At 67.8% G+C, this 23,596-nt stretch carries 23 protein-coding genes and 2 pseudogenes; 13 read left to right on the plus strand and 12 right to left on the minus strand.

Annotated elements, in window-relative coordinates:
• Positions 1–114 precede the first annotated feature (114 nt).
• The gene (locus RM704_RS39155) at positions 115–897 is read right to left on the minus strand and encodes a phosphotransferase enzyme family protein (RefSeq protein ID WP_033525586.1); all 783 of its coding nucleotides are present in this window, start codon (positions 895–897) and stop codon (positions 115–117) included.
• On the opposite strand from RM704_RS39155, the pseudogene RM704_RS39160 reads away from it, so the two are divergent.
• Positions 787–1,365 (plus strand): annotated as a pseudogene (locus RM704_RS39160) (transposase); the annotation flags it as partial. The gene RM704_RS39155 and the pseudogene RM704_RS39160 overlap by 111 nt on opposite strands.
• Positions 1,366–1,938: 573 nt before the next feature.
• Here RM704_RS39160 and RM704_RS39165 read toward each other — a convergent pair.
• Together RM704_RS39165 and RM704_RS39170 are read right to left on the minus strand one after the other, a co-directional pair.
• Positions 1,939–2,631, minus strand: a complete 693-nt coding sequence (locus RM704_RS39165; protein ID WP_033525585.1) for a hypothetical protein — start codon at positions 2,629–2,631, stop codon at positions 1,939–1,941.
• Between the two features lie 19 nt (positions 2,632–2,650).
• On the minus strand, positions 2,651–4,228 hold the full coding sequence (locus tag RM704_RS39170; protein ID WP_311592611.1) for a serine/threonine-protein kinase: 1,578 nt from the start codon (positions 4,226–4,228) through the stop codon (positions 2,651–2,653).
• Between the two features lie 749 nt (positions 4,229–4,977).
• On the opposite strand from RM704_RS39170, the gene RM704_RS39175 reads away from it, so the two are divergent.
• The 5 genes from RM704_RS39175 (at position 4,978) to RM704_RS39195 (ending at position 8,961) form a co-directional block, all read left to right on the plus strand.
• Complete coding sequence (locus RM704_RS39175; protein WP_033525584.1) at positions 4,978–5,586, plus strand: ATP-binding cassette domain-containing protein; 609 nt, start codon at positions 4,978–4,980, stop codon at positions 5,584–5,586.
• Positions 5,583–6,449, plus strand: coding sequence for an ABC transporter permease (locus tag RM704_RS39180; RefSeq protein WP_033525583.1), 867 nt, complete (start codon positions 5,583–5,585; stop codon positions 6,447–6,449). The genes RM704_RS39175 and RM704_RS39180 overlap by 4 nt, the downstream gene beginning before the upstream one ends.
• A gap of 16 nt (positions 6,450–6,465) precedes the next feature.
• The gene (uppS, locus tag RM704_RS39185) at positions 6,466–8,277 is read left to right on the plus strand and encodes a polyprenyl diphosphate synthase (protein ID WP_078936967.1); all 1,812 of its coding nucleotides are present in this window, start codon (positions 6,466–6,468) and stop codon (positions 8,275–8,277) included.
• Between the two features lie 286 nt (positions 8,278–8,563).
• Complete coding sequence (locus RM704_RS39190) at positions 8,564–8,698, plus strand: hypothetical protein (protein WP_311592617.1); 135 nt, start codon at positions 8,564–8,566, stop codon at positions 8,696–8,698.
• Positions 8,695–8,961, plus strand: a complete 267-nt coding sequence (locus RM704_RS39195) for a hypothetical protein (protein ID WP_192829582.1) — start codon at positions 8,695–8,697, stop codon at positions 8,959–8,961. Before RM704_RS39190 ends, RM704_RS39195 begins: the two co-directional genes overlap by 4 nt.
• Positions 8,962–9,044: 83 nt before the next feature.
• Here the strand turns inward: RM704_RS39195 and RM704_RS39200 are convergent, their stop codons facing one another.
• The 4 genes from RM704_RS39200 to RM704_RS39215 form a co-directional block, all read right to left on the minus strand.
• Entirely contained in the window at positions 9,045–9,263 is a 219-nt protein-coding gene (locus tag RM704_RS39200; RefSeq protein WP_033525581.1) for a hypothetical protein, read from the minus strand.
• Positions 9,264–9,613: 350 nt separating this feature from the next.
• Positions 9,614–10,264, minus strand: coding sequence for a uridine kinase family protein (locus RM704_RS39205; protein WP_202808125.1), 651 nt, complete (start codon positions 10,262–10,264; stop codon positions 9,614–9,616).
• 970 nt (positions 10,265–11,234) lie between these two features.
• Positions 11,235–11,525: a hypothetical protein gene (locus RM704_RS39210; protein WP_033525580.1), complete on the minus strand. Its 291-nt coding sequence runs from the start codon at positions 11,523–11,525 to the stop codon at positions 11,235–11,237.
• 914 nt (positions 11,526–12,439) lie between these two features.
• Complete coding sequence (locus RM704_RS39215) at positions 12,440–12,916, minus strand: hypothetical protein (protein WP_157856643.1); 477 nt, start codon at positions 12,914–12,916, stop codon at positions 12,440–12,442.
• Positions 12,917–13,410: 494 nt separating this feature from the next.
• On the opposite strand from RM704_RS39215, the gene RM704_RS45670 reads away from it, so the two are divergent.
• Complete coding sequence (locus tag RM704_RS45670; protein WP_033525578.1) at positions 13,411–13,818, plus strand: IS110 family transposase; 408 nt, start codon at positions 13,411–13,413, stop codon at positions 13,816–13,818.
• A 267-nt stretch (positions 13,819–14,085) separates the two neighbouring features.
• Here the strand turns inward: RM704_RS45670 and RM704_RS39230 are convergent, their stop codons facing one another.
• Positions 14,086–14,877, minus strand: coding sequence for a sensor histidine kinase (locus RM704_RS39230; protein WP_311592624.1), 792 nt, complete (start codon positions 14,875–14,877; stop codon positions 14,086–14,088).
• 89 nt (positions 14,878–14,966) lie between these two features.
• Between RM704_RS39230 and RM704_RS39235 the strand changes: the two genes are divergently transcribed.
• Positions 14,967–15,371: a DUF3500 domain-containing protein gene (locus RM704_RS39235; protein WP_311592626.1), complete on the plus strand. Its 405-nt coding sequence runs from the start codon at positions 14,967–14,969 to the stop codon at positions 15,369–15,371.
• Between the two features lie 8 nt (positions 15,372–15,379).
• Here the strand turns inward: RM704_RS39235 and RM704_RS39240 are convergent.
• Positions 15,380–15,442 (minus strand): annotated as a pseudogene (locus RM704_RS39240) (hypothetical protein); the annotation flags it as partial.
• A gap of 53 nt (positions 15,443–15,495) precedes the next feature.
• On the opposite strand from RM704_RS39240, the gene RM704_RS39245 reads away from it, so the two are divergent.
• The 4 genes from RM704_RS39245 (at position 15,496) to RM704_RS39260 (ending at position 18,501) form a co-directional block, all read left to right on the plus strand.
• On the plus strand, positions 15,496–15,741 hold the full coding sequence (locus RM704_RS39245) for a HupE/UreJ family protein (RefSeq protein ID WP_033525577.1): 246 nt from the start codon (positions 15,496–15,498) through the stop codon (positions 15,739–15,741).
• A gap of 228 nt (positions 15,742–15,969) precedes the next feature.
• Positions 15,970–16,395, plus strand: coding sequence for a hypothetical protein (locus RM704_RS39250; protein ID WP_052145846.1), 426 nt, complete (start codon positions 15,970–15,972; stop codon positions 16,393–16,395).
• Between the two features lie 249 nt (positions 16,396–16,644).
• Complete coding sequence (locus RM704_RS39255; RefSeq protein WP_033525576.1) at positions 16,645–17,682, plus strand: LacI family DNA-binding transcriptional regulator; 1,038 nt, start codon at positions 16,645–16,647, stop codon at positions 17,680–17,682.
• Positions 17,683–18,153: 471 nt separating this feature from the next.
• Positions 18,154–18,501: a winged helix-turn-helix transcriptional regulator gene (locus RM704_RS39260; protein WP_052145845.1), complete on the plus strand. Its 348-nt coding sequence runs from the start codon at positions 18,154–18,156 to the stop codon at positions 18,499–18,501.
• Positions 18,502–18,864: 363 nt separating this feature from the next.
• On the opposite strand, the gene RM704_RS39265 is transcribed toward RM704_RS39260, so the two are convergent.
• Positions 18,865–19,257, minus strand: coding sequence for a nuclear transport factor 2 family protein (locus tag RM704_RS39265; RefSeq protein ID WP_033525574.1), 393 nt, complete (start codon positions 19,255–19,257; stop codon positions 18,865–18,867).
• Between the two features lie 1,211 nt (positions 19,258–20,468).
• Between RM704_RS39265 and RM704_RS39270 the strand changes: the two genes are divergently transcribed.
• Positions 20,469–22,421 carry an alpha-L-fucosidase gene (locus RM704_RS39270; protein ID WP_311592631.1) on the plus strand — a complete coding sequence of 651 codons (1,953 nt, stop codon included), beginning with the start codon at positions 20,469–20,471 and terminating at the stop codon, positions 22,419–22,421.
• A 289-nt stretch (positions 22,422–22,710) separates the two neighbouring features.
• On the opposite strand, the gene RM704_RS39275 is transcribed toward RM704_RS39270, so the two are convergent.
• Positions 22,711–23,385 carry an adenylate kinase gene (locus RM704_RS39275; RefSeq protein WP_033525573.1) on the minus strand — a complete coding sequence of 225 codons (675 nt, stop codon included), beginning with the start codon at positions 23,383–23,385 and terminating at the stop codon, positions 22,711–22,713.
• Positions 23,385–23,596 (minus strand): electron transfer flavoprotein subunit alpha/FixB family protein (locus RM704_RS39280; protein ID WP_311592635.1); only part of this gene is annotated, 212 nt, incomplete at its 5' end. The genes RM704_RS39280 and RM704_RS39275, both read right to left, overlap by 1 nt.

The raw sequence follows: 23,596 nt of genomic DNA on the forward strand, positions 1-23,596 counted from the left end.
TCGCTCGTTTCGCTTCACGGACCGTCACCCGATCGGTGGCCACATCGGTGAAGCTCAGTGATCCAGTTCGAGAGGTCGTTCGACCGCCGGGAGCCAGGCACGGGCGTTGCTGCCTCAGCCGGCGAGTAGGGCCTGCATCCACTGGTCTTCGCGTTGCTCGATGTATTCGGCGTCGTTTCGCCAGGCGTCGCCGTGGCCTTCAGCCCATAGCCTTGCCCAGGGCTGGGCTCCTTGGGCTGCCTGGTCGCGCAGGAAATCGTGCATGGAACGCGTACGGCGCCCCAACAGAGGGACCAACCGACGACGGTCGGGCTCAGCGAGACCGTAGGCGTCGGCGAAGACTCGCAGTCGGTCCGCCGCGTCCGAGCTCTGCCAGTCCGGATGCGCGGACAGCGGGATGAACCCGTGAACGGCGTATGCGACATCCCACAGGCGCGAGCCGGGACCTGCAGCGTCCCAGTCGATCAAGGCCCACCGCGCCTCGTCTGCGACCACGAGGTTCCAGGGGGCCAGGTCGTTATGGGCGATGATGTCACTGCCCTCAGCGGGGATCAGCGTCTGCCACCGCGCATCGGACGGCGGCGTGAAGTTCTGCACGGCGTCGTGGAAGTCCCGGATCAGCCGTGCCACGCGAGCCAGTTGTCGAGCGGGTCCCATCAGCGAGAACCGATCGGGCCAGACCACATCTCCCGGCATGAAGGTCAGGACCTCACGCCCCTGATGGTCGATGCCGAGTGGCCGAGGTGCCGCGCCGAATCCCACCTCGTGCAGGTGGGCGAGCAGGGCATGCACAGCGGGAGTCCATGGTCCGGCAGGACGGCGAACGGTGTCCCCGACGCGAACGACACCATCACTGACGTTGCCACCGGACAAAGGCTGTTCATCATCGTGCCGCATCGAACCAGTGTGTCGGATCAGCTCGTCGTGATCACCCCATTAAGTGAGCGCTTGGGTCGCCTATCGAATAGTTCATGGCTGCCAGAAAACGGCTTCTGCGGCAGTCGGCAGACCAGCTATGCGCCGGGTTCCTCGCATCCGCCCCACCTTCGAAGGTGGCCAGGCCCGCAACGGCATCCGCAAACCCACGCCCTGCGCGCCCTGATGAACACCATCCTCTACGTCGACCGCACGGGCGTCCCCTGGCGCTACCTGCCCCACGACTTCCCGCCCCACCAGACCGTCTACGGCTACTTCGCCCACTGGGAAGCCGACGGCATCTTCGACCAGCTCACCGGCCTCTTACGCGGCAAAGTCCGCCAGGCCGAAGGCCGCACCAGCGGGCCCAGCGCCTGCCTGATCGACAGCCAGAGCACCACAACCTCCACCACCGTCCACCTGACCAGCCAAAGCACCGACCCCGCCAAGGGTGGACGTGCAGCCCAGGCTCCCGGGCTGTCGGAGTTGAGGGCACGTGCCCACCCTCGACCACGCAGTCGTCAAGCAGTCACATCCTTGGCCATGAGTCGCCTCGGACAATCAGAGGCCTGTCAGCGGGATACGGGGGCATACGGGCCTCAACCTGTCGAGAGGAACCGCTCCATGCTTGGTATAGCCGCGGCCGTACTGTTCTTCATCGCGTTCCTGATCAACGCCGCCGAGATCACGACGAACGAGGTCTTCTCTTCCTCGAACGTCATGCTCCTCGGCCTCATGCTCCTGGCCCTTCACGTCGCGGGAATCGGAAGCGGCTGGTCCGGCCGCCGACGCTGACAGAGTCGCAACCCGGGATTGCACTGTCCGGGAGTACAGGGCCATCCGACGGATCCGACCGCCTGGCGTCCGCCGATCTACTCTCGACGTCCGGGCGTGGGGGTCTGTCGGCGCTCTGCCGTTCCACAGGCCAGGCGCGACAAGGCCGTCCCCACACGGGTGGGGACGGCCTTGTCCGCGAAGGTACTGCGGCGTCATCCATGGTCTACTGCGGCTGTTTTGACGTCTCTACACGCGTTCATGACAGCGGTAGGCGAAGGACGCCGACACGATGTGCCGAGCGGGCGAGGTGATGATCAGCTTGGCCGTGGCCTTGTCAGTTCCCACGCCGTGGAACGTCCACAGCAGCCGGAGGCGAGTCTCGCGCTGACCCTCGCCGAGCCGTTCTTCCAGGGGCGCGGAGGACGTGCCGTCGCTCCGGTTCCACTGGTAGACGATCGTGCCGGGTTCCCCGTTGGTGCTCACCACCGCGACCAGCTCGGCGGTCTGGTCGCATCCGAGGACCGGTGCGGTGTGCGCTGTCACCCCGGTGACGCGCAGGTCGGCCGTGTGCCGTGGCCAGAAGACATAGAGCGCCGCCAGCACGAGCACCACCCCGGCCAGCCGATACCTCCGCAACCAGCGCAGACGGCCCTGTCGTTGCTGCTCACTGCCGTCCGGCGGGGCGCCGTGCCAGACGCGGGCCGCTGCCTCTCCCACGCCCATGGGCGGGACACCCGGGCCGAAACGGAGCAGGCCGTCATCGGCGTGCTCCTGTGGTCCGCTGACCCAGTGGTCGTCAAGGGCGGTGGCCGTGTAGTCGTCGTCATCGCCCTCGACGTCCCTGAGGGTCGTTTGCAGGTCCGGATCCTGAACCGTCGGCGGCAGCTCCGGGTCCGAGGACTCCCACAGGAACCCCGGACCCTCGGCTCGGTCCGTCATGCCTCACCCCTTCGTCGGGTCAACCGGGCTCGCCTGGCACGCCTGTCTCGCCCGACGGGTCAGGACCTGGGTCAGGGGGCAGGACCGGGCCGGGGTCGGGGTCCGGATCCGGCTCCGGCTCCGGCTCGAGGGGCGGGTCGGGGTCCGGCTCCGGCTCCGGCTCAACAGGCGGCTCCGGATCCGGCTCCGGCTCAAGGGGCGGGTCGGGGTCCGGCTCCGGCTCAAGGGGCGGGTCGGGGTCCGGCTCCGGGTCGGTCTCAGGAACACTGCGGTCTCCCTGAGCGGAGCCGGGGTCACGACCGGCACCACCCTCACCGTCCGAGGCTGCGTCAGGGGCGGCGCCGGTGTCCCCGCCCCCTGCGTCCTCCTGGTCCGGCGCGCTCTCACGGCCGCCTCCCCCGGAGCGGGAGCCGGCGCCCGGGTCCATGTCGTCGTCGGCAACCATGCCCGCCCGCCGTCCTGTGTCGTCAGGCGGATCGAGCGTAGTGACGGCCTGCGCCTGGTTTCCGGTACGGAGTTCGTCCTCTCCCGCCCAGCCTCCCGGCGTCACGGTAAGCAGGCCCGCCACCGCCAGAGCGGCGACTCCGGTGACCATTTCTCCGCGCATGCGCCGAAGACAATGGCGGCGTCCCGGCAGCACCGCGGTGGCCAGGTTCGCCGATCCGCCCACCAGGCCGGGGTGGATGCGCGACACCGCCAGGGGCAGGAGGGCTGCCGCCAACGCGGCCAGGTAGTCCTGACCGCTTTCCTCCCAGTCAGGTCCGTACGCGCTGCCGGCGACCTGCTCCAGTTCCTCCAGGAAGGCTTCGGCATTCTGTGGACGCCGGTCCGGATCCTTGGCCATGCCGTGCAGCACCAGATCGCGTACCTCTTCCGGAACGCGGTCCACCGGCACCGGCTCGTTGCAGTGTTTGTAGAGGAGTTCCCAGGGCTCGCTCCCCTTGAAGGGGGGCTTCCCGGTCAGGCATTCGTAGAAAGTGACGGTAGCGGCATAGACATCGCCGGCCGCGGTGGCGCCCCGCATCTCCCACTGCTCGGGCGCCATGTACGGCATGGTGCCGCTGAGACCACGTCGGTCACCGGTGCGCGCCGCGATGCCGAAATCCACCAGCTTGGATCGGCCGTCCCGGTCCACCAGAACGTTTTCGGGCTTGTAGTCGCGGTGCACCACGCCGACACCGTGCGCGGCGGCGAGACCCAGGAGAGAGCCCTTCAGCACGGTCAGCGCGGCCTCCGGCCGAGTGCGTCCCTCCTGCTTCAGCAACTCGCGCAGCGCCGCACCCGCGACCAGTTCCAAGACGATGGCCGACCCCTGCTCCGCCTCGACGTACTCGTACAGGGCCGTCACATGAGGCGACCGCAGGCCGCTCAGCAGCTTGGCCTCGGTCCGGAAGGCCTTGCGGAATCCGGCGTCCGTGCGCAGTTCGTCCTTGAGGTACTTGATCGCGACGTACCGACCCGTCGCGGAGTGCTGCGCGACCACCACTCGGCCGCTTCCCCCGGCGCCCAGCACTCGTTCCCCGGTGTAGCCGGGAACGGTCCATTCATTGACGCACGGCCCGGCCTCCGCTCCGGCGGAATAACCTGCTCCTGCCACAATTCCCCCTGTGATCCACCTTTATCACGGGTGCCCTCGATGAGGAGCACCCAGGGAAATGTTGCCATCCTGTCGAGCGGAAAAACCGGCCTGCCATTTCGCAGTCTTGTAACAGCCATAGCCATGAACCGGAAACTGTCAGAAACGGTCGATTCCTTACAGGAAATCGAATACATGCAACACGGGTAAAAGGCGCACCTCCACACACCACCGCATGCACAGAGGACCCAATCGATTACTTGTTTCCCTCCGTTCCGGAACATTCTCCATGCGGGTCTCGGAGGTGACACAGGTGGCGTTTTGGGCCCCCTGTGCCCCGTTCACGCAATGCAGGAAGCGTGCGTGAAGTGGTCACGCTTCTCGGAGTGAGCGTCACGTGCCCAGTAGCGGCGGCCGGCCTCCTCCAGCACGGCGATCGTGTTGGCGACCTTCGTGTCCGTGGTGTGAGTCGACGGCGTGCTGTCCAGGCCAGCAAGTTGTGACGCCTTGTAGTGGGCAAGCGCCGCGCAGGTCGGTTGGCAGGTTGTTCCCGCGAGAAGTGGTCCGTCACAAGAAGTATCGGAGCTGCTGATTGCGGGGCGCGGTGTGGTTCAGCGTCACCCTCTGCGTGAACGTGATCTTGGGGTGCGCGCTGGGCGCGGGCTGCGATCAGACGGCTACGCCGGAGACGTGAGGCCCGTGTCGGTTCCACCTTTTGATCGTTGGGCCGTTCGGGCACGGTCGTGTCGAGTCGGCAGGAGGAGGCAGGCGTGGAAGTCGAAGGCGTCCATCACGCCTACCGTCGGCGTGTGGTCTTGCGGGGCGTTGCCCTGCGGCTCCGGGCTGGGACGCTGTGCGGGATCGTCGGGGAGAACGGCTCCGGCAAGTCCACGCTGCTGAAGGTTCTGTCCGGCGAACTGCGGCCCACGCATGGATCGGTCCGTCATAGCGGCCGGTTCGGCTACTGCCCACAGCATGCAGTCCTCAATGACGCGCTGACCGTCCGGCAGCACCTGACGTTCTTCCAGAGGGCCTACCGCCTCACCGATGTGCGCTACGCCGAAGAGATCATGGACGTGCTGGGCTTCACCGGATACGCCGATGAGCGGGCCGGGGTTCTCAGCGGCGGCACGCGGCAGAAGTTGAACGTGACACTGGCGCTCATGCACGATCCGCAGGTCCTGTTGCTGGACGAGCCGTATCAGGGCTTCGACTGGGACACCTACCAGCGGTTCTGGGCTTTGGCCGCGCGGCTGCGGGATGCGGGACGTTCGGTCCTGGTCGTCTCCCACCTCGCGTACGACACCGAGCGCCTGGACGAGCTGTGGCGCCTGGACAGCGGAACGCTGCGCGCGGACAAGGCGGGGGCCGCCGCGTGAGGTTTCACCTGACCCGCTTCGCTGTCGCCACCCGGTTCACGCTCATCGAACACGGCCGCAACCGCTTCGCCATGATTCTGGTGATCCTGTTCGTCCCGGTGTGGACCTCCCTGGCGTACCTGGCGATGCCCGACACCCCGGCCCGGATGCGGCTTCGCGCCACCGGGGAAGCATTGGGCCCGCACGGCAATGAACTGACCTCGATCAGCGGAGCGCTCAACGCCGTCACCCTGATCACCGGTTTCATGATGTTCGCCGCCACCTTCTCCGGCAGCGGCTTCGACCGCCGCCTGGCGATGGCCGGCTACCCCCGCGCCCACCTCGTCCTGGCGAAAGTCACCGCTCTGGCTCTGGTCTCGGCGGCGGTGGCCGCTTATGCCACCGCGGTCATCTGCCTGGCCTGGACCCCCCGCCAGCCTCTCCTGCTTGCCGCCTCCCTGTTCTGCGCCGGGCTCACTTACGGCGCTCTGGGTGTCGGCTTCGGGTCCCTGCTGCGCCGGGAAGTCGAGGGGATGTTCGCCATCGTGATGACCAGCATCATCGATCTCGCGCTGCAGAACCCCATCATGAGTTCCGGGGCTGACAACCCGGTCATGCGCTACCTGCCATCGTATGGGGCCATGCAGGCCAGTACGGCGGCCGGATTCTCCACCAGCCCGGTCCCCGGGCATCTGGCCCTCCAGCTCACCTGGTTCGGGCTGGCCGCCCTTGTCGCCCTGCTGGGCTTCCGCCACAGCACCCGCAACCGCCTGCCGACCGCCTCCACTCCGCCGCCCGGGCCGGGAAGCAGCAAGGCCGACATCCCCGCACCGCGCCAAACTGCCAGCACATCGGCCACGGCGTCCGACACGGAAGCACACTGAGGTCCCGGCTCCCGACATGCGCACCACCACGCACTCCACGAAGGACCTCGACGCCGCTCCGCCAGCACAACGAGGGCGACCCGTCCACCGCCCGCCCACCGGCGAAGACCCGTCTCTGCGGGCCGCGTACCGGCTGTGCCGACGCATCACACGAGTGCACGACCCCGGGATCTACGCCCTCATCCAGCTCATGCCGACCGTGCTGCGCCCGCCCTGCTGGGCCTTGTGGGCGGCGGCGAGCGTCCTGGACGACCTCGCCGACCAACGAGACGCTCAACAGGCCGAACGGGAGGCCCGCGTCCAAGCGTGGACCCAAGCCCTGCAGTGTGACCTGGCGGCCGGCACCAGCACGGATCCCGTCCGCCACGCCCTGGTGAACACCGCCCTGCGATGGCGTCTGGATCTGTCCAGCCTCCAAGGCGCCATGACAAGCACACGCGACGACGTCCGCGGCCAGCATTTCGCCGACTGGGCCGCGTGGCGGGCCTGGTGCAACGGGGAAATCGCACCGTGGGTCGACCAGGTACAGGACCTGTTCGAGCGAGCCGGAGCTCCGATGACGCTCCGGCTGGAACGGCAGCAGGACTACAAGCGGTTCATCGACGGCGCCCAGCTCACCGACATCCTCACCGACCTGAGCACCGACCTCGCCCAGGGCGACCTGTTCCTGCCGCAGGAGGCCCTGGACGCCTTCCCCGGCGCCGAGGACGACCTGCGGCAAGGGAGCTGGAGCCCGGCCACAGCGGCTTTGATCCGGGAGCTGACGGCTCTGGCCCGTCAATGGGTGACCAGGCCCGCGATGACCACAGGTATGCATCCGGGCGCTGCCACCGTGCTCAACACGGCCGCCTGCCTGATGCGCGCCCAGCTCGATGCCGTCGACGCGGCCGGCCACGCCCTGCTCAAGCGCACCCCGCGCCCATCTCTCGCGGCCCGCACCCGCATCCTCGCACCCGCCCGCATCCGCTCGAAACTGGCCTGGAGCCTGACGCCCCTGACCGTGCCCGGACCTCGACCCCCCACGGTGACCGTGAGCGGTCCTGGCCCTGCAGCGGAGAGCACCACCCTTCGGCCCCCGCCACCACACCCCGACGGCGCCCGGCCCCCACAGATCGCGGCCGACCGGATGCCCGCCCACGTGGCGATCATCATGGACGGCAACGGCCGCTGGGCCGAGCAGCGCGGCCTGCCCCGCCCGGAAGGCCACCGCGCCGGCACCGCCGCCGTCCACGAGATGGTCTACGGGGCCCTGGAGATCGGCCTGCGCCACCTGACCCTCTACGCGTTCTCCACCGAGAACTGGAAACGCGACACCGAGGAGATCACCACGATCCTGGAAGCGATCCGACGCGACCTCGACGAGGGACCCATCCGTGACCTCGACGTACGCCAGCGCTGGTTGGGCCACCCCGACAAACTGCCCCAGGAGCTCGTCCAGGCTTTCCTGCGCGAGGAGCGCCGCACCCGCAACCGCACCGGACTGACGCTCACCGTCTGCATCAACTACGGGGGCCGCGACGAGATCACCCGGACAGCCGCAGCCCTCGCCCAGGCAGCCCAGGCAGGCGACATCGACCCCCACCTCATCGGCGAAGACGACTTCGCCCGCCACCTGCCCCACCCCGACATGCCGGACGTCGACCTGCTGTGGCGCACCGGTAACGAACAGCGCACCTCCAACTTCCTCCCCTGGCACACCACCTACGCCGAGCTGTACTTCGTCCCCCACTACTGGCCCGACGTCGACCGGCGTGACCTGTGGCAGGCCATCACCGAATACAGCCGACGCCAACGACGCCACGGTGCTGTCCCTCGCATCTCCCCCTAACACCACCGTCTGTTCCGCCACATCCGATCCGGTCGCCGAAGCTGACGAGCTACCGGAACAGGCAGACCGAAAGCCATCCATCAGTCGTCACATCCACTGCGAATCGGCACGCTTGTTCGCTTGCTACCGGCCGGCTGAATTGCCAACTGTCCTGCGTCGTCACACATGGTGGCTGGGAGGAGATTTCTCCCCGTCCGGCGGCACATTCCGTCCACAGGCAAACCGTCCGAAGCTGCTCTCACGGCGCCGTGATCGGCACGGCGTCCGACTCTGTGAGGAGCCGTCCATGTTCCAGAGCCCCGCCCCGCCGCTCGCCCCGATGACCCCGAACGCGGTGATCAGCGCCTTCACCTACCTCCGGGCCGTCCAGCCGGCGACACCGAGGCCGCCGCCGAATGCCTCGCCGCCGAACCGGCTATGACCGCACTACTCGTTTATGTCGCCGAGCGGATCGTCATCCCGGTCACCACGCTGTGCGGCATCGACCCTGAACCGTGCGACGCTCGCGAGTTCGGCGAGGATTCGGCTGGTCATGGCGAAGCGGACGTGGGCACGCTGCCGGCCGGCGAGGTCGCCCAGCGCCTGGGCGATATGCGTCTTCAAGCTGATCATGCAGATCGTGGGAAATTATCCGCCTTGGGAAATCGTCTGACTGTCGACACCAGCCTGCCCACCGCACCGTGAGCCCACAGCCGGCACCGGGCTCCACCGCACCATCACGCACCATCAGAGAGCCACCCAACAACGTGACAGCGCCGTACGGCGGGCTATTCGACCCCAACCACTCCGGTGGCTGCGAGGACTCCAATGGCGATCAGGAACACTCCTACGATCAGCGGACCAGTCCGCACGGTGGACTGCCCAGCGGATGCGTTCGCCCTACCGAAAACGTTGCGCTGCCCTATGGCGGCGCGCGCGAATTTCTTGCTGTAGATGATGAGTCCAAGGCCTGCGAGGATGCCGAAAGCCGAGAGGAAGATACGCACCCAAACTCCACATGTCTAAAAGTGAGGGCCTGAGCCCGCCCAAGGGACTCGGCGGGCTCAGGCTTCGGTTCCATGACTACGAGTGGTTGTTTCGGTCAGAATTGAACCTGCAGTCCCCCACTGCACGTGGGGTTGAGGCATAGGTTCCGAGCCCTCCACTGGCGCCGGCTGTCGGAAACCCGTCTTGACCCCCGATTTGGCGCCGACGGCGCCCCAACCAGTGGGCACTGTGTCGACTCTGGCCAGGCCAACGGCTTCAGGCTGGCCGTACTCGCTGCGCTGATCATGGCACCCCGCAGCTGCCTCCTGAACGTGTCGAGAGGCGCCGGTCACGATCGGCCGGACAGCTCCTAAGGGCTGGTCGGCGAGGCGACGACCAACTCGGTGTTCGGGTCATGGTCGATCTGTGGAGGGCCGGCGACGATCATGGTGGCTCGGGCCCACGGCTTTTCTCGTAACAGGAACGGCTGTTCCTCCAGCAGCCAGTTCGCCACGTGCTCCCGCTGTTCCGGGGAGTCGCCGTCGCGGGCGACCAACAAGCGCTCTTGCTCATCGAGGTCGCCCTGCATCCACACCGAGGCGTCCAACCACGGGGCAAGCTCTTCGCGGATGATGCCGGTGCCTTCGACCCAGATGCAGTCGGCACCGGCGGGGATGGTGATCGATCCGGGCCGGTCGTGGGCGATCCAGGCATCAGGGCGGAAGTTCACTGCATCGCCCCGGCGCAGGGGTTGCAGGATGTTCTCGACCAACACGGCGCCCCAGTCGAAGCAGGCGTGGTTCCAGGCGACGTCGTCGGTGTGCACGATGGCGGAGTTGGGCACCACCTTGCGCAGCCGTTTGGCCAGGGTCGTCTTGCCGGCGCCGCCCCGACCGTCGACCGCGATCACCCGTGGACGTCCGGTGACGTCGGGTGAAGCATCGAGCAGTTGCCGCACGGCGGCGAGCATGGTCACCACCCGCCAGCCAACGGCCTCGGTCTCGCCTGGATGCAGATGCATCGACTACCTTTCTCCAGAGGTGAGGCCGCCCGTCCTGCCTGCCCCGACGGGTCCGCCGATCGCCCGACCTGTCGACGCCATGGTCGAGAGGCCACGTCAGTGTCGGGCCGCGACACTCGTTCCAGAGTGGCGCTGGAGACCGCCCGCGGGCCACTCAGCGGCTGTTCGCCCCGTAGACCCCAAGCTGGGAACGCCATCCGCACGATCAGGCCGGTTGAGCGGAAAGCGACACAGCCAGACCCTGCTGCCGCAGGCCTTCGCCAACCGATCAGCACCACGAAGCACGGCCGCGTCAACGATGGACGCGAAGCTCAGCAGATGCACGACCGCGGGGTTGCCGTCCCACGACAGGCTGCGCCCGGATGTGGGCATGAAAAGGGGCGAGGGAGGAGTCTTCTTCGCCCTGGCTGTCCGTCCCCGCCCTGTTTTCCGGGCAAGGGTGAGGTGCGGCAAATCTTGGGTTACTGCCCCGGGACAGGCCAGACCATCTGACGGCTGCGCAGGTCATCAGGCTGAACGAGCCTGACGGAGCGAAAGTGCTTTTATCGCCTGGCGGATCACCGGGACTGCTTGCACCTCTTGCACACGCTCGTCCAGCGGCACGCGGCGAAGTCGGCCAGTTCCCGGGATATCCGGGCCGACCTCCATCTGCCGCTGAGCCGGTCGTCCATCTCGTGGGGCATCGAGAACGACAAGGAAGCAGGCTGGCTCTGCTGGCAGCGGTGGAAGACCACCAGAAAGCGCTGGACATTCCTGGCCGCGTTCCGCAGCGGCCAGGACGTCGAAGCGGGCCGCGGTCAGGCGAGAGCGAGCCGCTCAAGCACCAGCCAGGCGCAGCGGGACCGGTGCGGTGCAGCGCACGCGTTCGGATGCCGGCTGCGGGGCGGGGTCCTCTCCGTACACGGTCAGCTCGGACGGCGAGCAGGGCAACAGAGCAGACCCGCTATGACGGGGAGCCCTGTACGGCGGCTCACCGGTCGCCGCTGAAGTGGTCGAGAAGTGCATCATTGCAGTCGTCCGCGCCGACCCGGGTTCGCGCGAAGGCCAGCACGCCGTCGTCGTTGCCTTCCGCCCTGGCCTTGGCCAACTGCGCCTCGATCTCCGCGATGTACTCGGCGCACTCGGCGCTGACGGGCTTCTCGGGCTGCGGGTCAGGCGCGGGAGAGGCGTTCAGTGCGGCGGTGGCAGCGATACCAGCCACGCACAGCACCGCCCACGCGGCACCCCACATGCGGCGGCTCATCCGTAACGGCTTGGGCATGCAGGCATCCTACGAGCCTCGCAGCGGGCGCTGTCGCCGAGTGGCACGTTGTCTCAGCGGTCGGCCACCCAGCGCGCCCTGGACCAACCCCTAGGCGGCCGTCGCACTGGTACCCGACGCGGTCTCGGGGGTGCTCGCCGTCGCACGGATCTCCCGTCAACTGCGCGACTGGACTGCCGACTACCCCGCCGCGGGACAGCGGCTTCCCCGCGAGGTCCGATCCTAGTGCCGCACCTTCTCCAGGCAGGACCCAACGGAGTCAGCGCCGCGGGGATCTGGACTGGACCTCTCGAACAGCGTGTTGTCTGGCGTCGTTGCCCCTCGACCGGCAGGCGCGGAAGCTTCCGGGCCGTCGGGCAAGGCCGCACCGAGAGCCGCGGCAGCCTGCTCCAGGCGCTGTTGAGACGCCGCCTCCATGTCTCGGCCCGCACCTCCGCCAGTTGTTTGGCCAACTGTTCTTCGAGTTCGTCCAGTTCCGCATGGCGTGCGGTGATCCGTTCCAAGACTTCGGGAGCCAGCATGCGTCGGATCGCAGAAGGCCGTCCGACCGCCACGGGCCGGAACCAGCGAACCGGCTGCGGCCGTTGCCCACGCGCTCACCGCACTGAGGGTTCCAATGCAGCCCGATGAGTGCGTCGGCGAAGGGATCCACTCGATGCGGTCGGTTTCACTCGTCTTGTGCGGCGGTCCTCGTGGGCCGCCCCGTCCGCACGGAAGTTGTTGCCTGCGAGTCGATGATGCCGTTCGCGGGCCCGGTGCAGATCAGCGAGCAGCCCATCCTGGTCAGTGAACCGGTCGCTCGGTTGGTATCGCTGGCCTTGGTGGTTTCCGGCCTTCGGCCGGTCGCCTGGTCGGGAGCAGCGGCCCCGGGGCTCGCGGCGCCGGGGCCACCTTTCCTGCGGACGGAGCAGGGCCTAGAGGTAGTACCAGTCCACGGCGGTGTCCATGCCACCGAGGCCGTAACTGATGACGGAGACGGTGATGACCGGGTTGCCCTTGGTCTTGCCTCCGACGTACCAGCACTTGACGAACTGGAAGCCGCGCTTGGGCGGGCACGACTGGTCCGAGCGGTAGGCGACCTTCCGGCCGTTTATCGTGTGTACGGTGGCGGCGGACAGGTGCACGCTGTCCCAGTACGAGTTGGAACCCGCGCTGTTGCAGCCGGTGATCTGGCTGCCGCTTCTGCTGTTGTTGTACCAGTCGGTCGCGGCGCAGTTCGCCAGCCGCTTCACCTCCGTCGCGCGCCAGCTGAAATCGCCGCTGTAAGACATGGCCGCATGGGCCATTCCGGCGTTGACGCCGACCAGGACTGTCGCGGCGGCCGCCACCGTGCCGAGGCGGGCTGCGATCTTCTTCACCGCGCGCGGGCGCGTGGAAGTTGTTGTGGTCATGTTCGTTCCTTCCGTGCCTTGAGGTATCGGGCACGCACATTGAAAGTTCAAGCACTTAACAGCTCCTGACCAACCGGGGAACGCACCCGGGCGATCGAATGATGATGAACTTCATTTCCGCTCACCCCTGTGTTGATGTGTCGGTGCGGACAGGCCGGTCGAGCACGGCTTCGCCCATCTCAAGAACTGGCGGATCCTCACCAAGCTCCGCACCGCCCCCGCCCACGCGACCCGCCTCCTGCGCGCCTTGGGTTCGTTCCGACGAACTCGAAGTCAGCCGCTGACAGACGGTCCACTCCGCATTCCCGTCGGCGGCCAGCGGGAGTACCCCGAGAACCGGCCACACCAGCCCTTTGACCTGTGACGTCGGCAAGTCGTCTGCGGGACTGCCCTGACGACGAGTTGGCAGAGGTGACCGGGCCCGATACCTGGGCCGGAGTGGACATCGCCAAGGAACCTCACCACTGCCTGGTGATCGACGGAGAGGACGCATTGTGGGGCAGTGGACGTCAACCACGCGGTGCCGCCCTCTCATCGGCCTGCCCCCCAGCCACGACCCGCCGACGGTCTACCTCACCGACCCCGGCGTTCACCAGGCGTCGGCCGCCTACCGAGGCCAGGGCAAGACGGATGCCAAGGGCGCCTTCGTCATCGCCGACCAGGCACGCATGCGCAGGGACCTCGGCCTGCTCCGGCTCGGCGACGAGACAGCGGTCGACCTCAAGATTCTGGCCAGACGTCGCACCGACCTCCACGACACGCGATGGAAGACGTCCACCATCCCTTCGCCCTGGTTCCTGCCGGATCCGATGCTCGCCACACCCACCTGCATCCGGCCCCTCCCCCCGGATCACGGGGCTGAGCCCAAGTGGGACGGCTACCGGGCACTCGTGGGCCGATGACCGCGCGCCGATCCGCCCCCACGCCGTCGGTGACCTGACCAGGGCCTGTCCCGAGATTCTTCTCGCGCCGTCGGACGCGACCACTTGCCATCGACCGACGACCACCATGTGGTCGTACGAACGGCCGTGCTTGATCCGCCGCAGCAGCGGCCCGCGCTCCGGAGGGCGTAGACCGGTCGTCCAGCAGGGCCGGGTGCAGGGGCGAGGTAATGGTGGCCGGGTCACGGCAACCGGGACCGGCCGGCGAATCCGTTCGCTTGTAACCGGCTACGGTTCTACGGGCTTCCATGCCTCCTCGGTGTTTGCCGCCGGTCCCCCGTCACTTCGGCTCCGCATGCACCGCGTAGCTCCGTGCCCGGCGTGCCCGGCGTGCCCGATTCCAGGAGCCGGGCCCCCTTCACGGTGAAGCCCACCTCCGCTCCCCCGCCCGGCCGTGTCCTTGCGAAGACCGGTGCCCCCGCGGGCCTCGGCGACGTCGCCGACGATGGCCAGGCCGAGCCCGGAACCGGGCAGGGCGCGGGCGGTGTCTGCCCGGTAGAACCGGTCGAAGACGCGCCCGGCATCGGCGGCGTCGATGCCGGGCCCGTGGTCGGAGACGGTGACGCGGCCCTGCCTGATGTGCACCTCGATGGGGTGGTCGCCGCCGGCGTCGAACTTGGCGGCGTTCTCCAGCAGGTTGCCCACCGCCCGTTCGAGCCCCTTGCGGCGCCCCCTGACCACGGATTCGTCGGCGTCGAGCAGGACGAGACGCCCGGTGCGCCGGTGTATGCGCTGTGCCACGCGCCGGGCGAGCGCGGCCAGCTCCACCGGTTCCTCGGCCTCGTCCCGGTCCTGGGACAGGGCCAGCTCGGCGAGTTCGTCGACCAGCTGGCCGAGTTCGGCGGTCTCGCCCTCGACGTCGTCCAGGAGCCGGTCACGGGCGTACGGGGAGAGCTTGGTGACCCGGCGCAGCACACTGGCGTTCGTACGCAGGCTGGTCAGCGGAGTGCGCAGTTCGTGAGCGGCGTCCTGCACCAGACGGTCCTGGGCCTCGCGCGCGGCCGCCAGCCGGTCGAGCATCCGGCTGAACGACGCCGAGAGCCGCCCTCGTCGCGTCCGTCGACCAGGCCCGCGCCGTCGGCGCGGCCGTCATCCAGCGCAACGGCCTCATGCTGGGTGATCTCACCGACGAGCGGGAGGCCGCGGCGATGAAGGTCATGAAGGCCGCGCTCAGCAAGAAGGGCTACGAGCAACTCGTCGAGATCCGGGAGGCGGACGACTACCTGGCCGCGGCCGAGGACTCCGGCGGCACTCCCTCCCCCAGGCCCACGCCCACCGGAACTCCTGGTCGCGGTCCCAGTGACGGTCCTGGCGGGGCACCGGGGGCGGCGCCATCAACTTCGGCTCGCAGTACTACTACCTCTCCTTCTCAGCCGGCTCTCACCCAGCGACTGAATGGCGGCCATGGTCGAGGACCGCTTGTCCTCCAGCGGCTTATAGACTTCTCCTCCCAGTCGAACTGCATCGGCACGCCGGTCAGGGTGGGGGAGATGCTCACGTTCCTCCCGGCGTAGGTGATGTTGTACGCCGCGTGGTGGCCACCGAACTGGACCGTGAACTGCTTGTCCTTGCTGGGCTGTCCCAAGCCTGGCCTTCGCCTCCCTGATCACCGACCTGGGCCTGGACCGAGGCTCCCTGGTGACGACCCTGCTGGGCTTCGACCTGGGCATCGAGCTGACCCAACTCCTGGTCGTGGCCCTGCTGATGCCGTCGCTCCTGGTCCTGGCCCGCGCCCGCCTCTACCCGGCCCTCCGCACCACCCTGGCGGTCATCGGGCTGGTCTTCTCGGTGTCCTGGATGCTCGAACGCGCGGCCCTGACCGCCTCCGACCCCTTCGAGGGCGTCCAGACCTGGCTGGTGGGACACCGCTGTGGATGGCGGTGACGGTCGCGGGGCTGGCTGCTGTCGCCCATGGAGTCGGGGAGCGAGCGCGTCGGGCGGTGGCCGAGCAGTGACTGACCGGCCGGGGGTGTAGCCCGCTACGCCCCCGGTTCGGGAGCGCGCTCCCTCGTCGCGGCGCGCGGCGGACGGGATCGTGGTGAGCCGGTCGGACGACGCCGATCAGGTCGGAAACGCCGATCTCCGCGCTTGCCTCTCCAAGAGGTACCTCCCATGACGTCGCCCCTCGTCACCGCCAGGTCGTTCGTCGCCAACCCGCTGCTCTGGAGCTTCTTCGCCGAGGGTCTCGCCGCCGGCGTGGGCGCCGGTGCCGTTCTCGACGGCACCCGGAAGAACATGGCCACCATCGCCGGATCCGTCGTCGCGCTCATCACCGGTTCGCGCATCGCCAAGAAGCCGAAGAGCAAGGCGTTCCTGTCGAGGCCCGGCACCAGCAGGACAGTCCCGGGGACGCGCGGTGGACCGGCTGAGCGAAGCTCCACCGCTGTGCGGTTTCCGCCGCCGAATTCTCAGTCGGCGCCACCAGGGCTGCGGATCATCCGGCTCCACAGGTGCGTCCGGCAGCGCCGAGAAGACGCCGGCCTTTGCGTGCCAGCTGCGGAACACGCCTCGGAACATCGGGTGGGGCTCGCGCGGTAGGGGGCCCGGTAGGGGGCCCCTCAATGAAGCCACTGTGCTCTCCTTCACTTGGTCCGTTACCGTTAACGTGACCGCTAACGGGATTCTTGCCCAGGGGAGCAGATTCCGTCAACGCCGCCTCGGACGGCTCACGATCCGGCGGTGGCGTTGTAGCACCGTCTTGCTCCGGTGGCAGCCGGGCCGGGATGGCGCGGCAGGCCGGTAAACCTGATTGACTTGGGCCCAGGGGCGGCACAGGAACAGAAGTGAGTGGGCAGCGTGGCCGGACAGCGGGAAACGGAAGACCAACGGGCGCGGGGTGTGAGAGCCGGTAAACGCGTCACGCTCCGCGACGTTGCTCAGGCGGCAGGCGTGTCCCATCAGACCGTCTCCCGGGCGATCAACGGCAAGGGGGAGATCGACCCAGGGACTCAGCAACGCGTGCTCGATGTCGCAAGGCAGTTGCGGTACCGGCCCAGCCGGTTCGGCCGGGGACTGGTCCGCCCGGACGTCGTATCCGTCGGGCTCATCGTCCCCGACGTGGTCAACCCCTTCTTCCCGGAGTTCATGGCGGGAGTGATTGCGGCCGCGGACGAACGCGACTGGCAGGTGCTCGTGGCCAGCGCCGAGAACGATCGGTCCCGGGAACTGGCCTTGCTCCGTTCACTCGGCCAACAGGTTGACGCTCTTGTCGGCTACATCAGCCATCCCGATGCGCAGCTCGAGCCGTACGTGGGCACCGTGCCGCTGGTTCTGGTCGATCGCGGGCTGGACTCGTCGAACCACGCGTTGGTCCACATCGACACCGCGGCCGGAATCCGGGCCGGGATGCAGCACCTCATCGACCGGGGGCACCGCCGCATCGGCATGATCGACTGCGAGTGCATGACCGCCCCGATGGTCCGACAGCGCACCTTCCTCGAAGTCGCCGACGAGCATGCGCTGCCGGTCGACGAGGGCTGGGTCGTCATGGGCGAGCAGTCCCCGGCCGGGGGCGCCGCCGCGTTCGAGGCGCTGTATGCCGCGCGCCCGGACCTCACCGCCGTGGTCGCCTTCAACGACCTGGTTGCGATCGGCGCGCTCCGGGGCGCGCGCCGGCTCGGCGTCCAAGTACCGGACGACTGCGCACTGGTCGGCTACGACGGGCTGAGCGTCGTCGATCTGGTCGACCCGCCACTGACCACCCTCTACCTCGACAAGCGACGGCTGGGCGAACTGGCCATCCACCAAGTCGACCGACTTCTCGCAGGCGAACTGCCGCCCCCTATCGTCCTGACACCAAGCTTGAGTGTCCGCGGCACGACGTGACCCACTTCGACCTCGTCCGGTTTTCGGGCGTTGTCACGTTGTTGGGTGTGTGGGTGCCCGATGGTGTACCGGGGTGGGGCGGGGTGTGGTGGGGCGGGGTGTCGTCCTTGGGCCAGGCTGTTGCAAGCTTCCCGGCGGTACCGGTGGTGATGTAGCAGCTTCCTTGAGGGACACGTCATGGGGCATGCGACCGACGAAGAAGAATGTTCCTTTTCACGTAACTGCTGTCCGCGTTGGCCGGCTGGGGTGGTCGTGGGCGTAGTTGAGCTCCCCTCAGCGGTCGCCCCTCCCACCGGTCGTACTCGAGCGGCTGATGTCGCCGGCGGCAGAAGGCACGGGGAGGAGGGGCCGGCGCCAGACGACACCCTCGGTGAGGATGCCGTTGGCCGGGCCTTATTCTTACCGCTGGTAACAGTGACTCAACACCACCGATGGGCGTGTGACGTGCCAGAGTTTCCGGCCTTTGATGTCATGACGGCGACCTGCCCGTCCCGTACCTCGCTCGCGCGCATCGCCAACAAGTGGACGGCCATGGTGGTCATCGCGCTGAGCACAGGCCCCATGCGCTTCCGAGACCTGCGCACCAGCGTCGACGGCATCAGCGCCAAGGTGCTCACCGAGACGCTCCGGGACCTGGAGCGCGACGGACTCGTCATCCGGCACGTGTACGCCGAGGTCCCGCCCCGGGTCGAGTACGAGTTGACCGCCCTGGGGCGCACTCTGTATGCCCCCCTTCGTGCGCTGGGTCTCTGGGCCGAGGAACACTTCGCCGAGGTACTCGCCGCACGCGAGAGCTACGACGCCCGCCAACGACCGTGACGGGTCACCAGCGTTGAGCATGGGCGGAACGTCGCGCAGATTGACCTGACGATGCCGCGCCCGGGACCCGCGCCGAAGCACGGCATCCGCCTTCGCCGACCGCACGACGATCACCGCTTGTAGGCACGGTCCCGTTCGGGCCTCCAGCTCGGCGTCACCCAGGGGTACAAGCGGCCCCCAGCATGTCGTCCCGCAGGCCGAGGTGCCGAGACGGCCGCTCAGCGTCTCGCAGGACAAGAGCCGGCTGACGATCGAGGGTGTATCGAGGGTGTCACGGGCAAGGCCTCGGATGTCGTCAACCACGACCGCCCGCCCCGGCAATCTCCCGGAAGGCTTCCCCCCTCTAGGAAGGATGCGGGCGGCCTACTGCCCCCAGAAGGCGTCCTCGGCCACCTGGTCGCCGGAGAACAGCCACATCTCGACGATCTTGCCGTCCTTGAGGCGCAGGACATCCACGCCGTCCATGCTCATGGACGCGTCCTCACGCCGCCCGGCGAAGTGGATCGAGGCGGCCACCATGTCGCCGTTGCCCATGAGAGCGTGGATCGTGTCGATGGCGAAGGAGCCCTGACTGGCCTCCATCATCCCGCCGAGCATCGCGAAGACGGCGTCGCGCCCCTTGCGCTCACCGGAGAACTGGTTGTCGCCCGGCTGATGCCAGACGATCCCCTCGTCCAGAAGCTCACCCACCCTGGCCAGGTCACCCTTCTGAACAGCCTGGAAGTACTCACGCGCGATGTCGACGTTCTTGCTCATGACAACACTCCTTACGCCTGCCTCATGGAGGCGGTGCGACTCACTGTTACAGATTGGATGCGGGGCGCGACACGCGCGACTCGGTGGATCAACGACGCGTGGTCGGGCTCCGGCACCAAGCGCCGCCGACCAGCGAGCCGCTGTACTCCCATACTCACCACCAGTAACCAGTCACCTCAACGTAACCAATGGGCGCATGTGGCGTAGATCACAGACCATCTAGGTGCCCGCCGGGAGTCACGCCGCGCGCCTTCGCCGGAACCTCTCCCGCTTCGTCACAGACGGGCGGCGTGGCGGCGGTCCCGATGTCGCTCGCGCCCGATCGCTTACAGGTCGGCTCGCGACGGCCCAGCCCAGCATTCACCCGATCTATCGAGCCTGCCCCATCCCGCTTCTCGCGACCGGACACTGAGACTTCGACGCATCATCAGCTGTGATCTCGGAGTTTCTGTCCATCCTCTAGACAGACTCCACAGTGGAACTCCTTAATAGATCCGATGTCACTCCGGCGAGACACCGTGTGGGTGGCCTCTGTTCTGCTCGCCGCCTCATGGTGACCAGTCATCCGTTCCGCCCGGTTGTCGAGCCGCAGCACGGTGTGCTGTCCCGGGAAAGTCAGGAGATCACGTGGTCAGAGCCAATCAGCCGCAGAAGGGTTGCCCGCCGGTATGGCGGTCCACCGAGGGCGGCCATCACCCTCGATCTGAGGCCTCTCCACACCGGAACTCCACAAGCCCGGCGCGCCGCAACGCTTGCGCCGGCCGCATTCCGTGGTGAGCCCTCACCACGCATCACCGGACTGCGCGCCCAGGCCGCCCCTTCACCGTGAACGACGCATCCCGGGTCCACCGACACCACCGACGGCGACCGCATCCGGCCATGCAGCGTCCAGCCCGCCATCGAGCGGTAACTCGTCCCGCGACGCGCCCTCTTGCGGGCGAGGTCGGCGCCACGGACCGGGCCACCTGACAGCGGGTCGGCCGACGGCCGGCGCGTTGATCGCTCAGCCAAGCGATTGAGCCACACCACGACAGCTCGGTCGCCAGCCTCGGGCGGTCACCTTCCGCATGGCACCCGCCCGGCCGACGGTTCCGGCGGAGCACCGTTTCACGGCCACTTCGACATCACGTCATGCCCCGGCGCCCAGACCGTCGGCTGTTCCCTGGGACGTCGCCACCGCCATTAACGCCATCGATCCACAGGAGTGGGCCATGTCCTCACGAAGAATGTCTCGTCGTACGTTTCTCGGCGCGGCCGGCGTGGCGAGCGCCGCGACCGCGCTGCCGATCGTCCCCGGCTTCTCCGGCCTTCTGTCGCAGGCGGCCGCCGCGGACACGCAGACCAACCTGAGCAGGATGGTCGACATGCGGTTCGGCATGTTCAACCACTTCAGCCTGGGCACGTTCACGAACCAGGAGTGGGCCGAACCCAACCAGAGCCCCACCCTCTTCGCTCCCCCGAGCGTCAACTGCGCGCAGTGGGCCGACGCGGCGGCTGCCGCGAAGATGAGTTACGGCATCCTGACCACCAAGCACCACGACGGCTTCGCCCTGTGGCCGAGCGCTTTTGGCACCCAGAACGTGGCGAACAGTTCCTACAAGCAGGACGTGGTGCGGGCGTACTGCGACGCCTTCCGGGCGAAGGGGCTGAAGGTCGGGTTCTACTACTCGATCTGGGACCGCACGTTCGGTGTGGAGGCATGGGAGAGCCGGCACAAGGTGACCGGGCTCCAGATCACCGATGCCATCAAGCCCGACCACATGACCTTCATGCTGGGCCAGATTCGCGAACTGCTCACCAACTACGGCACCATCGACATGTTCATGACCGATGGTTACGCATGGCAGATGGGGCAGCAGGCCGTCTCCTACCAGAGGATCCGTTCGCTGGTGAAGGAGCTGCAGCCGGACTGCGTCATGATCGACATCGGCGGACTGTCGGAGCCCTTCCTCAGCGACGCCATCTTCTTCGAGGAGCCGCTGGGCGTCACGGCACCGACGGGCAACACCTACGCCGGCATGCAGGGACAGACCATCAGCAACGGCTGGTTCTGGCACCCCTCCACCCCGACCGAAGGCCTCATGAGCAGGGCCGCGATCCTCTCGCACCTGGCCGACCTGGAACCGAAGTACACCTCGTTCATCCTCAACTGCCCGCCCAACCGCAACGGCCTGCTCGACACCAACGTCGTCAACCGGCTCGCCGAGGTCGGCGCGGCATGGAGCCCCGACACCTCCAGGCCGCCACTGCCCACCCAACTGCTGCGCGCCGAGCACCCCGTCACCCCGGTCAACGCGTACGCCAGCGCCTTCCGCGCCGGCGAGGGGCCGCTGCACGCCATCGACGGCCTCAGCGACGTCCGTTACGAGACCTGTTGGTCGACCTGGGGACTGTCTCCGGCCCTGCCTCACTCCATCACGATCGACCTGGGCGGCGTGTGGAGCAACGTCTCCACCCTGGAGTACCTGCCCAAGCAGTGGAGCCGCAGCAACTCGACCGACGGCGACATCACCTCCTACACCGTCTTCACCAGCACCGACGGGGTCACCTTCACCCAGGTCGCCACGGGCACCTGGGCGGGCAACCAGAAGACCAAGCTGGTCGAGTGGCCCAACCGGAACGTTGGCTTCGTACGGATTCAGGTCAACGCGGCCACCGGCGGCTACGCCAACATCAGCGGCGTCAGGATCGGCGGACGGTCGGCCAAGCCCGCCCTTGTCTCGAGGGTCCTGCCGGGCGACGGCACCGTGTACCGGCTGGTCAACCGCAACAGCGGGAAGGTCGCCGACGTGAGCGGGAACGGAACCGCCAACGGCACCAACGTCCTCCAGTGGCCCTGGCTGAACCGGAACAACCAGAAGTGGACCTTCGCCTCCACCGGCGACGGCTACTACGAGATCAAGGGCGTCGGCAGCGGCAAGCTCATGGAAGTGGCCGGGCTCTCCCGCGACGACGGCGGCAATGTGGCCATCTATGCGGACTCCGAGGTCCCCCAGCAGCACTGGGCCGTCACGCCCACCGGTGACGGACACTACTTCCTCATCAACCGCTACAGCGGTCTCTGCCTCGGCGTCGACGAGGGCAGCACCGCCGACGGAGCCAACATCGAGCAGCAACCGTACGCGTCACAAGCGCGGCAGCAATGGCAGATCATCCCGTCCTGACCTGCCCTCCGCCCGACCGTTGCGCCACCGCTTGCGCGCCCGGTAGTTGATCCCGACGCGCTTGTGGGCTTCGGCGCTGTTCAGGCCCTGGTCCTTGAGCCGGAAGTACGCCTCCCGCTCACGGACCAGGACCCTGCGGCTCTCCCGAAAGTGGCTGGGCGATCACCACCCGATGTCGGTCAGCCACTGGCTCGTGGTCCGAGCGGTGACGCCCACTCGCCCGGTCACGGGGTGGTCGCCTGGAGGGCGACTTTCGCGGAGGACCGTCGTCGGCAACGCCGAGAGCGTTTCACGAGACCGGCCGGTCACTCGCGCTGTGCTGTCGCAAGGCATCCATCGAACGCTGCGTGATCTCTGCCACGGGCCCCAGCGCGGAGATCCTGACGAGCAGATTCCGCGCCCGGTAGTAGGCGATGAGCGGCTCGGTAGCCCGGTCATAGACATCGAGCCGGCTGCGAACTGTGTGCTCGGTGTCGTCCTGTCGCTGGTACAGCTCGCCGCCGCACAGGTCGCAAAGCCCGGCTGAACGGGGCGGGTTGTACGTCATGTGGAAGACATGGCTGTCGTCGGTACGGCAGAGCCGTCGGCCTGCGACTCGCCTGACGGCCTCCTCCCGCGGTATCTGCAGATCGAGCACCGCGTCGAGCGAGACGCCGTTGTCCTTCAGCAGTCGGTCGAGCGCCTCTGCCTGGTGCTCATTGCGCGGGAAGCCGTCGAGCAGGAAGCCGTCGGCGGTGTCCGACTGGTCCATGCGGGACTTGGCCATGCCGATCGTGATCTCGTCGGGGACCAGCTGCCCGGCTCGCATGTAGTCCTGCGCCCGCCGTCCCAGTTCCGTGCCCCGGCTGATGTTCACCCGGAACATGTCACCCGTGGAGATGCGCGGAACGGACAGGTTGTCGGCCAGGTACGCGGCCTGCGTGCCTTTACCGGCACCGGGCAGCCCGACCATCACGATGCGCATCAGCGAGGAACCCTTCCGGTCTTGATCTCCTCGGTGAGCTGCGGGACGACGTCGAAGAGGTCGCCGACCACGCCGTAGTCGACGAGGTCGAAGATCGGGGCCTCGGCGTCCTTGTTGACGGCCACGATGGTCTTCGAGGTCTGCATGCCGGCGCGGTGCTGGATGGCGCCGGAGATGCCGTTGGCGATGTACAGCTGCGGCGAGACCGACT

This window comes from Streptomyces gottesmaniae, assembly GCF_031845845.1.
In the GTDB taxonomy this organism is placed as follows: Bacteria; Actinomycetota; Actinomycetes; order Streptomycetales; family Streptomycetaceae; genus Streptomyces; species Streptomyces akebiae.

Bases quoted from the DNA above. Each gene is read 5' to 3' on its own strand.
- RM704_RS39155 (WP_033525586.1), bottom strand. From the start codon at position 897: ATGCGGCACGATGATGAACAGCCTTTGTCCGGTGGCAACGTCAGTGAT.
- RM704_RS39165 (WP_033525585.1), bottom strand. From the start codon at position 2,631: ATGACGGACCGAGCCGAGGGTCCGGGGTTCCTGTGGGAGTCCTCGGAC.
- uppS (WP_078936967.1), top strand. From the start codon at position 6,466: ATGCGCACCACCACGCACTCCACGAAGGACCTCGACGCCGCTCCGCCA.
- RM704_RS39190 (WP_311592617.1), top strand. From the start codon at position 8,564: ATGTTCCAGAGCCCCGCCCCGCCGCTCGCCCCGATGACCCCGAACGCG.
- RM704_RS39195 (WP_192829582.1), top strand. From the start codon at position 8,695: ATGACCGCACTACTCGTTTATGTCGCCGAGCGGATCGTCATCCCGGTC.
- RM704_RS39205 (WP_202808125.1), bottom strand. From the start codon at position 10,264: ATGCATCTGCATCCAGGCGAGACCGAGGCCGTTGGCTGGCGGGTGGTG.
- RM704_RS39210 (WP_033525580.1), bottom strand. From the start codon at position 11,525: ATGCCCAAGCCGTTACGGATGAGCCGCCGCATGTGGGGTGCCGCGTGG.
- RM704_RS39215 (WP_157856643.1), bottom strand. From the start codon at position 12,916: ATGACCACAACAACTTCCACGCGCCCGCGCGCGGTGAAGAAGATCGCA.
- RM704_RS39230 (WP_311592624.1), bottom strand. From the start codon at position 14,877: ATGCTCGACCGGCTGGCGGCCGCGCGCGAGGCCCAGGACCGTCTGGTG.
- RM704_RS39235 (WP_311592626.1), top strand. From the start codon at position 14,967: ATGCTGGGTGATCTCACCGACGAGCGGGAGGCCGCGGCGATGAAGGTC.
- RM704_RS39250 (WP_052145846.1), top strand. From the start codon at position 15,970: ATGACGTCGCCCCTCGTCACCGCCAGGTCGTTCGTCGCCAACCCGCTG.
- RM704_RS39260 (WP_052145845.1), top strand. From the start codon at position 18,154: ATGACGGCGACCTGCCCGTCCCGTACCTCGCTCGCGCGCATCGCCAAC.
- RM704_RS39265 (WP_033525574.1), bottom strand. From the start codon at position 19,257: ATGAGCAAGAACGTCGACATCGCGCGTGAGTACTTCCAGGCTGTTCAG.
- RM704_RS39270 (WP_311592631.1), top strand. From the start codon at position 20,469: ATGTCCTCACGAAGAATGTCTCGTCGTACGTTTCTCGGCGCGGCCGGC.
- RM704_RS39275 (WP_033525573.1), bottom strand. From the start codon at position 23,385: ATGCGCATCGTGATGGTCGGGCTGCCCGGTGCCGGTAAAGGCACGCAG.